The organism is Kitasatospora sp. NPDC057198, from assembly GCF_042670125.1.
Classification (GTDB): domain Bacteria; phylum Actinomycetota; class Actinomycetes; order Streptomycetales; family Streptomycetaceae; genus Kitasatospora.
On the sequence record NZ_JBHUWH010000243.1, the window covers coordinates 1 to 11,480 of the forward strand.

Below are 11,480 nucleotides of genomic sequence, written 5' to 3' on the forward strand. Positions count from 1 at the left end.
CGGCCGACCCGCCCGCGAACGGGCCCCCGGGCGCACCGCCCGGGGGCCCGTCGCGTCGTGCGGGGCGCCGGCCGGGAGCGGGGCGCTCACTGGCCGGGGTGCGCCGACTGCCCGTCGACCGTCAGCGGCAGCTCCGGCGACACCGCGGCCGCCGTCCACTTGTCGCCCGGCGCGTACCACTGGTACGTCCCCGACCGCCGGGCCGGCACGTTCAGCGACAGTTCGCCCCCGGCGTCCGCGCCGGTGGCGGCGAGAGTGGTCCAGGTGTCGCTGCCGTCCGGGCGGAACTGCAGGTAGGCGAAGACGCCCTGCTGCGGGACTTCGGTGTTGCCGTCCCAGTCGGCGCGCAGCAGCCGGGCCCGGACGGTGACCGCCTCGCCGGCGGCCGCGCGGGCCGGGGCCGCGGCCCGGTCGAACCGGGCGGCGTGCTTGAGGGAGAAGCCGGCCGCGTTCTTCGAGAGGTAGCGGTCGCCGTCGTTCGCGCGGATCCGCAGGTCGACGAACCAGCTGCCGGCCTGGTCGTCGAACAGCGCCCGGGCGGTGGCCGCGACGGTCGCCTCGCCGCGGCACCGGGCCGTCGTCCCGGCCGGGTCGAGCGGCGCGCAGGTCATCCGGCCCACCTTCAGGGCCGCGTAGTTGGGCCCCCACAGGCCGATCGGGTCGACCGAGCGGATGCCCGAGTCGTCGCGCGCGGTCACCTCGACCGTCACCGTCCGGGTCTCGTCCGGGCCCAGCTCGACCGTCCGCCCGCCGTCGACCGTGACGGACAGCAGCTCGACGTCCCCGCTGGAGGACTCCGGAGCGGTCGCGGGCACCAGGACGACGGCGACCGCCCCGACCGCCGCCACCGCGCACAACGCCACCGCACTCTTCCGCACGGTGTCCCAGTATCCAGGGTCGGTCGGTGAGGGACGGCGAGGGACGGTGCGGTCCGGCGGTCCGGCGGTCCGGCGGTCCGGCGGTCGGGACGGGCGGTCGGGGCGGGAGGGGAGGAGAGGGGGAGGGGAGCGGCGGGGCACGGTGCGGTTCGGCGGGCGAACGGGGGGTAAAGGTGTGCCCAACGGTCGCCGGGCCGCCGGGCGGGGCTCCACCGCCGGGCCGGGCCGAGGAAGAGGTGCCGGAGATGGACCGCTGCGTCGTCCTGGTCGACGCGGGCTACCTGCTGGGCGCGGCCGCCAGCCTGCTCGCGGGGGATCCCGGCCGCTCCCGGATCGCCGTCGACCACCCGGTGCTGATCGCCGCCCTGCGCGAACGCGCCGAGGCCGAGACCGGCCTGCCGCTGCTGCGGATCTACTGGTTCGACGCGGCCGTCGACCGCCGCCCCGCCCCCGAGCACCGCAGGCTGCGGGTGCTGCCCCGGGTCACCGTCCGCCTCGGCGCGCTGACCAGGGCCGAGGGCCGCTGGGTGCAGAAGGGCGTCGACGCGGCGATGCACGCCGAACTCAGCGAACTCGCCCGCAACCACGCCTGCGCCGACGTGGTGCTGGTCACCGGGGACGGCGACCTGCTGCCCGGCGTCGCCTCCGCCAAGGAGCACGGCGTCGCGCTCCACCTGTGGGCGCTGGAGGCCGCGGACGGGGACTTCAACCAGTCCGAGGAGCTGGTCGGCGAGGCCGACGAGCGCCGGGTGCTGGACCGGCAGTGGATCGAGCGCTGGGCCCGCCCCAGGGAGGGCGCGGCCGAGCCCGTCCCCCGGGTGCTGCCCGTCGCCGTGCTGCCCGCCGCCGCGCCGCGCCCCCGCCCCGTCCCGCTGCTGCCCGCCCCGGCCGCGGCCGCGGCGGCCGCCGCCCCCGTGCGCGGCACCCCGCTGCGGGTCATCCCCACCCCCAAGGACCTGGCCGGCCGCACCGCCACCGGCCCGCCCCCCGTCCCCGCACCCGCCGCCGCGACGGCCGGGCCGGTGCTGCGCTGGTCCTCCGACCGCGGCCTGGTCGACCGCGCCGACGCCGCCACCGCCGCCGACGCCCTGCCCACCCTGGACCGGCTCACCACCTCCGCCCAGCGCTGGGCCGACCGCGAGGAGGACATCACCAGCGTCGGCGGCGACCCGCAGGAGGTCGGCCAGGTCTTCGCCCGCCGCTGGCTCGACCGCCTCCCCGCCGCCGAGCACCCCGCGCTGCTGTGGACCGACCACCCGCGCATCCCGCACCGCCTGGACGGCGAACTGCTGCGCTACGCCGCCCGCTTCGGGCTGCTCGCGCACAAGGAGGACCAGATCGACGAGCAGGACAGGTACGCGATCCGGGAGGGCTTCTGGAAGGAGCTCGCGGCCCGCGTCCCCGACGCCCGGCAGCCCGCGGAGGCGCTGGAGGACAGCTGACACCCCGGCCGCCACCCGGACCCCGCGTGTCCGGAACGCCCCTTACGGCGCGTAGAGTCTTCCGTCGTGAGCAAGCCACCGCAGAGCTGCTGCACGGTCAGCGGCCTGGTCAAGACCTACCGGACGGGCGGCGCCGAGATCAGGGCCAACGACGGCATCGACCTCGCCGTCCGGCGCGGCGAGGTCTTCGGCCTGCTCGGGCCCAACGGCGCCGGCAAGTCCACCCTGGTGCGCCAGCTCACCGGCCTGCTCCGCCCCGACGCCGGCGGCATCGACCTGCTCGGCCACGACGTCGTCCGGCACCCCGAACGGGCCGCCCGGCTGCTCGGCTACCTCGGCCAGGAGTCCACCGCCCTCGACGAGCTCACCGTCGCCCTGGCCGCCGAGACCACCGGGCGCCTGCGCGGCCTCACCCGGGCCGCGGCCCGCGCCGAGACCGCCGAGGTGATCACCGAGCTCGGCCTCGACGCGCTCGCCCACCGCCCGCTCGCCAAGCTCTCCGGCGGCCAGCGCCGGCTCGCCTGCTTCGCCGCCGTCCTGATCGGCGAACGCCCGCTGCTCGTCCTGGACGAACCCACCACCGGCATGGACCCGGTCGCCCGCCGCGCGGTCTGGAGCGCCGTCGACCGCCGCCGCGCCGAGCGCGGCACCACCGTGCTGCTGGTCACCCACAACGTCATCGAGGCCGAGACCGTCCTCGACCGGGTCGCCGTGATCGACGCCGGCCGGGTCATCGCCTGCGACACCCCCGGCGGCCTCAAGGCCCTGGTCGACGGCCACGTCCGGCTCGACCTGGTCTGGCGCACCGACGCCCCGCTGGCCGTGCCCGCCGTCGCCGCGCTCGCCGAACGCGCCGAGCGCACCGGCCGCCGCTGGACCCTGCGCACCACCCCCGACGAGGCCCGCGAACTGGTCGCCGCCGTCACCACCGGCCCCGCCTTCGCCGCCCTCGACGACTTCACCCTCGCCACCCCCACCCTGGAGGACGCCTACCTCCGCCTCGGCGGCCGCACCGGAGGACTCGCCCGATGACCCTGCTCGACGCCCCTGCCGTCGCCACCGGTCCCGCCCCGCTCGCCCCCGCCGCCCGGCTGCTGCCCGCGCTGGCCGCCGTCTACCGGGCCCAGCTGGCCCGCGCCAAGGTCTCCCGGATCCCGCTGCTGTTCGTCGCCACCTTCCAGTCCGTCGGCATCCTGGTGATGATGCGCGGCGTCGTCGACCCCGGCGACAACCCCTCCGCGCACGCCGTGGTGGCCGGCTCCGCCGTCCTGGTCGTCGCCTTCGTCGCGCTCAACCTGCTCGCCCAGTACTTCGGCAAGCTGCGCGCCACCGGCGGCCTCGACCACTACGCGACCCTCCCGGTGCCGCCCGCCTCCGTGGTGCTCGGCACCGCCGCCGCGTACGCCTCCTTCACCGTGCCCGGCGTCTTCGTCACCGCCGGCCTCGGCAGCTGGATGTTCGAGCTGCCGGTCGCCCGGATGTGGATCCTGCTCGCCGTCGTCCCGCTCTCCGGCGCCGCCCTGGCCGGCCTCGGCGCCGCGCTCGGGCTGCTCGCCCCCCGCCAGGAGCTCGCGACCCTCGCCGGACAGCTCGGCATGTCCGCCGCCCTGCTGCTCGGCGTCCTGCCCGCCTCCCGGCTCCCCGAGCCCGTCCAGTGGCTGCGCGACCTGCTGCCCTCCAGCTACGGCGTCGACGCCTTCGCGCTCACCTTCGCCCCGCACCCCGACTGGGCCCGGGTCGCCCTCGACCTCGGCGTCTGCGCCGCCGTCGGCCTGGTCTCGCTCACCCTCGCCACCTGGGCCTACCGGCGCGCGGCGCGCTGACCCCGGCGGGGCCCGGGGCAGGACCCGGGGCAGGACCCGGGGCGGAGCCTTTACCGGGCGGAGATCGACAGCTTTCCACCCGGTCGTGAAACGATGGGGCCGTGACCGTACCGAACACACCTGCGGGCAACCCGTACGGGCCCGATTCCTACGCCCAGCTCCTCCCGCCGCCGCCCGCCCCCGCGGAGCCGCCGCTCGGCGACGAACTGCGGATCGGAGCGGTCATCACCGGCGTCGGGGCGGTCCTCGGCGTCGTCCTCGGGCTGCTCTGGCTCTGGCTCGCCCCCCGGGTCGGCTACTCCGTCCAGGACAACCACATCCTCTACCGCGACCCCGAGGGCGAGGAACTGATCGGCGCGGTCGGCGTCTTCTCGCTGCTCGGGCTGGGCCTCGGGCTGCTCACCTCGCTGGGCGCGTTCCTGTGGACCCGGGCCCGCGGCGGCGGCATCGGGGTCGCGGTCGGCCTCGCCGCGGGCGGCCTGCTCGGCTCGATCATCGCCTGGAAGCTCGGCACCCACCTCGGCGCCACCTCCGACCTGCGGGCGCACGCGCGGGCCGTCGGCGACGGCGGCACCTTCGACGGGCCGCTCGAACTGTCCGCGAAGGGGGCGCTGATGGTCTGGCCGATGACGGCGATGATCGTGCTGCTCTTCCTCTCGGCGACCTTCGGCAAGCGCGAGCCCGACCGGCCCCCGTACTGGGCCACTCCGGGGCCGGTGCGGGAGCCGGGGCAGCCGGTGTCGTTCCAGAAGCCCGCGCCGGAGCGGGAGCCGGAGTCGGAGCGCGCGTCGGAGCCGGAATCGGAGCACGCGTCGGGGCAGGAGCCGGAGCCGGAGCCGGGGCAGGCCCCGCCGCCGCAGGAGCCGCCGCGGCCGGAGCCCCCGGCCGAGCAGCGGTAGCGTCCGCCGGGCCCGGCCCTCAGCCCTTGGCGATGGGTGCGGTGAGCGCGGCGGTGAGGCGGACCAGGTCGGCCGGGGCCAGTTCGACCTCGGTGCCGCGCTTGCCCGCGGAGACGAAGACGGTGGGGTGCGCCAGCGCGCCGGAGTCGACGACGGTGCGCAGCCTGCGGCGCTGGCCGAGCGGGGAGATGCCGCCGACCACGTAGCCGGTGGAGCGTTCGGCGGCGGCCGGGTCGGCCATCGCGGCGCGCTTGGTGCCGAGGGCGGCGGCGAGCGCCTTGAGGTCGAGCTGCCCGGAGACCGGGACGACCGCGACGGCGAGGGCGCCGTCGGCCTCGGCGAGCAGGGTCTTGAACACCCGGTCGGGCGGGACGCCCATCGCCTCGGCGGCCTCGGCGCCGTAGGAGGCGGCGGCCGGGTCGTGGGCGTACTCGTGGACGGCGAACGGGACGCCGGCGGCGTCGAGGGCGATGGTGGCGGGGGTCCCGCCGGCGCTCTTCTTCCTGGCCAAGGGGTGGCTCCTCGGGCGGCTTCGGGCGGCTCTCAGTTGGGGCTGAGCGCCTGGCGGGTGAGGTCGACGGCGGGCAGCGAGGGGAGTTTCGCCAGGACCGCGCTCTCCTGTCGGAGCAGGGCGAGCTCGCGGGTGAGGCGCTGGGCGGTGTCGGGGCAGGCGAGCAGCTCCTGCTTGACCTTGACGGGCAGCGCGGTGGCGGCGGCGACCAGGTAGGAGAGCACCTGCGGGTCGTCGGGGAGGTCGGGTTCGCCGCTGATGCTGGCCTCGCGGGCCCCGGCCAGGCGCTTCTGGTAGGTGCGGAAGGCCCGCTCGACCCCGGCGGCGAGCGCGCCGGAGCCCTCGCCGGGCTCCTCGGGCAGCACCGAGACCTCGCCGACCAGGTAGGGGCCGGTGGCGTCGAGGGCGCGCAGCCGGAACCGGGTGGTGCCGGTGACGAGGAGCTCGTAGCGGCCCTCCGGCTGCTCCCGGACGGAGGCCACGTCGGCGACACAGCCGACCGGGTACAGGTCGCCCAGCGAGTCGCCGCCGGGCATCCCGATGCCGTCCAACGGGCCTGCGGGGTCGTCGAGTTCGCGGACGGGCGCGGTCTCCCGGCCGTCCTTGACGGCGACCACGCCGAAGCGGCGGGGTTCGTCCTCGGGCAGCTTCTGCAGGTCGGCGACCAGGTGGCGGTAGCGCTCCTCGAAGACGTGCAGGGGCATCACCAGGCCCGGGTACAGGACCGTGTTCAGCGGGAAGAGCGGGAGCCGATCAGTCACGGCGGACAGCGTAGTTGGCGGCGGGCCGCCGCCGCGCCGCCATTGTCCGCCGCCGGGGGTGTCAGCCGCGCTGGAGCAGCCTGGTGACGCCCGCGACGGCGGTGGTGGCGAGCACCCAGCCGGTCAGCACCAGGGCGGTGGCGACCCACTGGCCGGTGAGGTCCGGGTTCCAGCCGTTCTGGCCGAGGTCGATCAGCGGGAGGACCTTGCCGGCCGCGTACAGGGCGGGGTTCCACACCACGTGCTCGTCGGCCTTGACGGGGGCGGGCTCGTGGGCGGCGAAGTACGCGGTGCCGAGCACCCAGGCGAGCACCAGCCAGGCGGCGGCCCGGCCGGGCCGGTAGCCGTAGCCGACGGCGGCGTCCTGCAGGCGGCCCCAGATCCGGCCGGGCAGCGGCAGGGTGCGGCGGCGGCGGCGCTGCTTGGCGTACAGGACGGTGCGGGCGTCCTCGTCGGCGCCGTCGCGGCGCAGGGCGGCGGCGAGCTGCTCGTACGCCTCGGGGCGGAACTCCTTGCCGGAGTCGACCCAGGCGATCCGGCGCTCCAGCGGGAAGGGCACGGCGGGGCGCAGCGACTCGTAGCTGAAGCCGGTGAGCGAGACGTGGTGCCCGGTGGGCCAGGCGGAGGGGGCGTCGACCAGGTTGCCGATCCGGGCGCGGGTGAGGCTGACCGGGCCGGTGGGCGGGGTGTCGCAGGTGAAGCGCAGTTCGGGGGTCTGGATCCGGTTGAGCGCCAGCTCCTCGCCCTCGCCGAGGTGGATCTCGGCGCCGGTGACCAGGCAGGCGTTCTCGAAGCGGCCGTCGGAGAGCCGGATGCGGCCCCAGGAGCGGAACGGGGTCTGAGTGGACGTGCCCCGCGCGATGCCGGTGTGCTCGCCGTACCCGGCGCCGTAGACGGTGCGCGATCCGGCCCAGGAACTGTCCTCGGAGGCGGACAGGTAGAGGGTGTGGCCGATGGTGATCTTGGCGGCGTTGAGTGCGTAGGGGTTGCCGGCGGCGGCCCGCAGCGTGCCGCCGCGGAGCGCCAGCCGGCCGCCGATCCGGGCCGAGCGCAGACTCGTCTCGCCCAAGACGTCGAGGCGCTCGGCCTCGCAGTCCTGGTTGATCGCGATCCCGTCCGCGGAGACCGCCCGCCCGTACGCGTCGGGGCCGATCGCGGACTGGTTGAGCAGCAGGTCGGTGCCGATCCGGGCGTCGGTGAGGCGGATGCCGCGGGGTATGCCGCAGCGGGCGAGGTGGACGTCGCCCTCGGTGGCCAGCCGGGACGCCTCCAGCCGGGGCAGCGCGCAGGAGACGATCCGCAGGGTGCCCGCGGTGGCCTCGGAGAGCAGCAGCTTGCGCTCGAAGCGGCAGAGCTGGAACTCGACGTAGCAGCCGATCCGGCCGCCCGCCAGGGTGAACTCGCCGGTGATCCGGGCGCCGGTCAGCTTGAGCGCGGCGACCTTGCCGGGGGCGGCCTCCGGGCCGTGCAGCAGCAGCCGGGCGATCACCTCGGCGCGGACGGTGCGCTCCGGGCCCCACTCCTCGGCGGTGAACGGGTCGTCCGGGCCGTGCCCCCCGTCCCCGTCCTCGTCCCCGTCCTCGTCCCCGGCGCGGACGGCCCGCCCGGCGGGGGCGGGCAGCAGGAGGTCGACGGGCCCGTCCCCGGCCCGCAGGTCGTACACCTCGCCGTGCCGGAACGCCTCCCACAGGCCGCGCTCGGTGTCGCTCCAGTCGTCCGGCGCCTGCTCCACCGCTCCCCCTGATGATCTTGGTCTCGTCTCACCCTTCGTATCACGGACTGAAATGCCGGGCTGTCGGTTTTCGCCACTCCTTACACTTGGGCCTGTGATCTCTCGAATCGACCTCCGCGGCTCCTCCACGGACCCGCGCGACGTGCTGCCCCGTGCCGAGTTCGACGTCGAAGCCGCCCTGGAGAAGGTGCGGCCGATCGCCGAGGACGTGCGCCATCGCGGGGTCGCGGCGCTGATCGAGATCACCGAGCGCTTCGACGGCGTCCGGCTGGAGTCCACCCGCGTCCCGGCCGAGCAGATCGCCGAGGCGCTGGAGCAGCTCGACCCGGACGTCCGCGCCGCGCTGGAGGAGTCGATCCGCCGCGCCCGCGCCGTCCACGCCGACCAGCGCCGGGTCGGCCACACCACGCAGGTGGTGCCCGGCGGCACCGTCACCCAGCGCTGGGTGCCGGTCGACCGGGTCGGCCTGTACGTGCCCGGCGGCCTCGCCGTCTACCCGTCCTCCGTGGTGATGAACGTGGTGCCCGCCCAGGAGGCCGGGGTGCGCGGCATCGCCGTCAGCTCCCCGCCGCAGAAGGCGTTCGGCGGCCGCGTCCACCCGGCCATCCTGGCCGCCTGCGCGCTGCTCGGCGTCGACGAGGTGTACGCGGTCGGCGGCGCCCAGGCGGTGGCGATGTTCGCCCTCGGCACCGAGGAGTGCGCGCCGGTCAACCTGGTCACCGGCCCCGGCAACATCTACGTCGCCGCCGCCAAGCGCCTGTTCGCGGGCCGGATCGGCATCGACTCGGAGGCCGGCCCGACCGAGATCATGGTCCTCGCCGACGACACCGCGGACGCCGCGGAGGTCGCCGCCGACCTGATCAGCCAGGCCGAGCACGGCCCGACCTCCGGCTCCGTGCTGGTCACCGCCTCGCCGCTGCTGGCCGACGCGGTCGAGGCCGAGCTGGGGACGCAGGTCGCCCGCACCAAGCACAGCGAGCGGGTGGCCGAGGCGCTCGGCGGCCCGCAGTCCGGCATCATCCTGGTCGACGACCTGGAGCAGGGCCTCGCGGTGGTCAACGCCTACGCCGCCGAGCACCTGGAGATCCAGACCGCCGACCCGCACGCCGTCTCCGAGCGGGTCCGCAACGCGGGCGCGATCTTCCTCGGCCGCTACACGCCCGTCTCGCTGGGCGACTACGCGGCCGGCTCCAACCACGTGCTGCCCACCGGCGGCTGCGCCTGCCACTCCTCCGGCCTGTCCGTGCAGACCTTCCTGCGCAGCGTCCAGGTCGTCGAGTACGACCGCGCGGCGCTGGCCGGCATCGCCGCGCACGTGGTCAACCTGTCCGCGGCCGAGGACCTGCCCGGCCACGGCGACGCTGTGAAGGCCCGATTCGACTGGAGTGTTCCGAGCCCGTGACCAGGATTGACGACCTCCCGATCCGGGACGAACTGCGCGGCCAGTCCCCGTACGGCGCACCGCAGTTGGACGTGCCCGTCCAGCTCAACACCAACGAGAACCCGTACCCGCTGCCCGAGCCGCTGGTCGCCCGGATCGCCGAGCGGGTCGCCGAGGCCGCCCGCCACCTCAACCGCTACCCGGACCGGGACGCGGTCGAGCTGCGCACCGGCCTGGCGAAGTACCTGAGCGACACCACCGGCTTCGCCGTCGGCACCGAGCAGGTGTGGGCCGCCAACGGCTCCAACGAGGTGCTCCAGCAACTGCTGCAGACCTTCGGCGGGCCCGGCCGCACCGCGATCGGCTTCGAGCCCTCGTACTCGATGCACGCCCTGATCGCCCGCGGCACCGGCACCGGCTGGGTCTCCGGCCCGCGCAACGCCGACTTCACCATCGACGTGGACGCGGCCCGCGCGGCCATCGCCGAGCTGCGCCCGGACGTGGTGTTCGTCTGCTCGCCCAACAACCCGACCGGCACCGCCGTCGAGGCCGACACCGTGCTCGCCCTGTACGAGGCCGCGCAGGCCGCCGGGCCCAGCATGGTGGTCGTCGACGAGGCGTACGTCGAGTTCTCGCACCGCGCCTCGCTGCTGCCGCTGCTGGCGGGCCGCCCCAACCTGGTGGTCTCCCGCACCATGTCCAAGGCGTTCGGCGCGGCCGGCCTGCGGCTCGGCTACCTGGCCGCCGACCCGGCCGTGGTGGACGCGGTCCAGCTGGTCCGGCTGCCCTACCACCTGTCGGCCGTCACCCAGGCCACCGCGCTCGCCTGCCTGGAGCACACCGACACCCTGCTCGGCTACGTCGACCGGCTGAAGTCCGAGCGCGACCGGGTCGTGCTCGCGCTGCGCGAGCTGGGCTTCGAGGTCACCGAGTCCGACGCCAACTTCATCCAGTTCGGCCGCTTCGCCGACACCCGCGCGGTGTGGCGGGCGATCCTCGACCAGGGCGTGCTGATCCGCGACAACGGCGTCCCCGGCCGGCTGCGCGTCACCGCCGGCACCCCCGCCGAGAACGACGCCTTCCTGAGCGCCGTCGCTACTGTGAGCAAGGAGCTGTAACCCCGAATGTCCCGCATCGGCCGCGTCGAACGCACCACCAAGGAGACCTCCGTCCTGGTCGAGATCGACCTCGACGGAACCGGCAAGACGGACGTCTCCACGGGCGTCGGGTTCTACGACCACATGCTCGACCAGCTCGGCCGCCACGGCCTCTTCGACCTCACCGTCAAGACCGAGGGCGACCTGCACATCGACACCCACCACACCATCGAGGACACCGCCCTCGCGCTCGGCGCCGCCTTCAAGCAGGCGCTCGGCGACAAGGTCGGCATCTACCGCTTCGGCAACTGCACCGTCCCGCTGGACGAGTCGCTCGCCCAGGTCACCGTCGACCTCTCCGGCCGCCCCTACCTGGTGCACACCGAGCCCGAGAACATCGCCCCGATGATCGGCGCGTACGACACCACGATGACCCGGCACATCCTGGAGTCCTTCGTCGCCCAGGCCCAGGTCGCCCTGCACGTGCACGTGCCGTACGGCCGCAACGCCCACCACATCGTCGAGTGCCAGTTCAAGGCCCTCGCGCGGGCGCTGCGCTACGCCTCCGAGCGCGACCCGCGCGCCGCGGGCATCCTGCCCTCCACCAAGGGCGCGCTCTGATGGCCACGCTGTTCATCGTCCTCGGGCTCTTCTTCGCGGGCGGCGTCTGGTCGTTCTGGAAGCAGAAGCTGCCCAAGGGCGTCATCCTCGTCCTCGGCTTCGCCTCGGCCATGTGCCTGGCCGCCGGCGTCATGCGCCTCTAGGAGACCCACAGATGTCCAAGAACGTCGTGGTGCTGGACTACGGCTCCGGCAACCTGCGCTCCGCCCAGCGCGCCGTCGAGCGCACCGGCGCCACCGTCACCGTCACCTCCGACTTCCAGCAGGCACTGGACGCCGACGGCCTGCTGGTGCCCGGCGTCGGCGCCTTCGAAGCCTGCATGCGCGGCCTGAAGG

The 11,480-nt window shown here is 75.3% G+C and carries 12 protein-coding genes and 1 pseudogene; 9 read left to right on the forward strand and 4 right to left on the reverse strand.

Going from position 1 to position 11,480, the window contains the following annotated elements:
* Positions 1–86 precede the first annotated feature (86 nt).
* On the reverse strand, positions 87–878 hold the full coding sequence (locus ACFUEL_RS24600; protein ID WP_380238919.1) for a hypothetical protein: 792 nt from the start codon (positions 876–878) through the stop codon (positions 87–89).
* Positions 879–1,123: 245 nt separating this feature from the next.
* Between ACFUEL_RS24600 and ACFUEL_RS24605 the strand changes: the two genes are divergently transcribed.
* The 4 genes from ACFUEL_RS24605 to ACFUEL_RS24620 all read left to right on the forward strand — a co-directional run bounded on the left by ACFUEL_RS24605 (position 1,124) and on the right by ACFUEL_RS24620 (position 5,042).
* On the forward strand, positions 1,124–2,320 hold the full coding sequence (locus ACFUEL_RS24605) for an NYN domain-containing protein (RefSeq protein ID WP_380238920.1): 1,197 nt from the start codon (positions 1,124–1,126) through the stop codon (positions 2,318–2,320).
* 66 nt (positions 2,321–2,386) lie between these two features.
* Positions 2,387–3,352 carry an ABC transporter ATP-binding protein gene (locus ACFUEL_RS24610; protein WP_380238921.1) on the forward strand — a complete coding sequence of 322 codons (966 nt, stop codon included), beginning with the start codon at positions 2,387–2,389 and terminating at the stop codon, positions 3,350–3,352.
* Positions 3,349–4,143 carry an ABC transporter permease gene (locus ACFUEL_RS24615; RefSeq protein WP_380238922.1) on the forward strand — a complete coding sequence of 265 codons (795 nt, stop codon included), beginning with the start codon at positions 3,349–3,351 and terminating at the stop codon, positions 4,141–4,143. Before ACFUEL_RS24610 ends, ACFUEL_RS24615 begins: the two co-directional genes overlap by 4 nt.
* Positions 4,144–4,244: 101 nt before the next feature.
* Entirely contained in the window at positions 4,245–5,042 is a 798-nt protein-coding gene (locus ACFUEL_RS24620) for a hypothetical protein (protein ID WP_380238923.1), read from the forward strand.
* Between the two features lie 19 nt (positions 5,043–5,061).
* Here the strand turns inward: ACFUEL_RS24620 and ybaK are convergent, their stop codons facing one another.
* The 3 genes from ybaK to ACFUEL_RS24635 all read right to left on the reverse strand — a co-directional run bounded on the left by ybaK (position 5,062) and on the right by ACFUEL_RS24635 (position 8,046).
* Positions 5,062–5,553 (reverse strand): Cys-tRNA(Pro) deacylase, encoded by a 492-nt coding sequence (gene ybaK / locus ACFUEL_RS24625; protein ID WP_380238924.1) that lies wholly within the window; start codon positions 5,551–5,553, stop codon positions 5,062–5,064.
* Between the two features lie 32 nt (positions 5,554–5,585).
* A complete protein-coding gene (locus tag ACFUEL_RS24630) occupies positions 5,586–6,314 on the reverse strand; it encodes an LON peptidase substrate-binding domain-containing protein (protein ID WP_380238925.1) in 729 nt (242 codons plus the stop codon).
* A 61-nt stretch (positions 6,315–6,375) separates the two neighbouring features.
* Positions 6,376–8,046 (reverse strand): oxidoreductase, encoded by a 1,671-nt coding sequence (locus ACFUEL_RS24635; RefSeq protein ID WP_380238926.1) that lies wholly within the window; start codon positions 8,044–8,046, stop codon positions 6,376–6,378.
* A 94-nt stretch (positions 8,047–8,140) separates the two neighbouring features.
* Here ACFUEL_RS24635 and hisD point away from each other — a divergent pair, with 94 nt between their 5' ends.
* The 5 genes and pseudogenes from hisD to ACFUEL_RS24660 form a co-directional block, all read left to right on the forward strand.
* Complete coding sequence (hisD, locus tag ACFUEL_RS24640; RefSeq protein ID WP_380238927.1) at positions 8,141–9,448, forward strand: histidinol dehydrogenase; 1,308 nt, start codon at positions 8,141–8,143, stop codon at positions 9,446–9,448.
* On the forward strand, positions 9,445–10,545 hold the full coding sequence (locus tag ACFUEL_RS24645; protein ID WP_380238928.1) for a histidinol-phosphate transaminase: 1,101 nt from the start codon (positions 9,445–9,447) through the stop codon (positions 10,543–10,545). Before hisD ends, ACFUEL_RS24645 begins: the two co-directional genes overlap by 4 nt.
* Positions 10,546–10,551: 6 nt before the next feature.
* Positions 10,552–11,145: an imidazoleglycerol-phosphate dehydratase HisB gene (hisB, locus tag ACFUEL_RS24650; protein ID WP_030463810.1), complete on the forward strand. Its 594-nt coding sequence runs from the start codon at positions 10,552–10,554 to the stop codon at positions 11,143–11,145.
* Positions 11,145–11,288 carry a hypothetical protein gene (locus ACFUEL_RS24655; RefSeq protein WP_380238929.1) on the forward strand — a complete coding sequence of 48 codons (144 nt, stop codon included), beginning with the start codon at positions 11,145–11,147 and terminating at the stop codon, positions 11,286–11,288. The genes hisB and ACFUEL_RS24655 overlap by 1 nt, the downstream gene beginning before the upstream one ends.
* An 11-nt stretch (positions 11,289–11,299) precedes the next feature.
* Positions 11,300–11,480: pseudogene (locus ACFUEL_RS24660) on the forward strand (imidazole glycerol phosphate synthase subunit HisH); the annotation flags it as partial.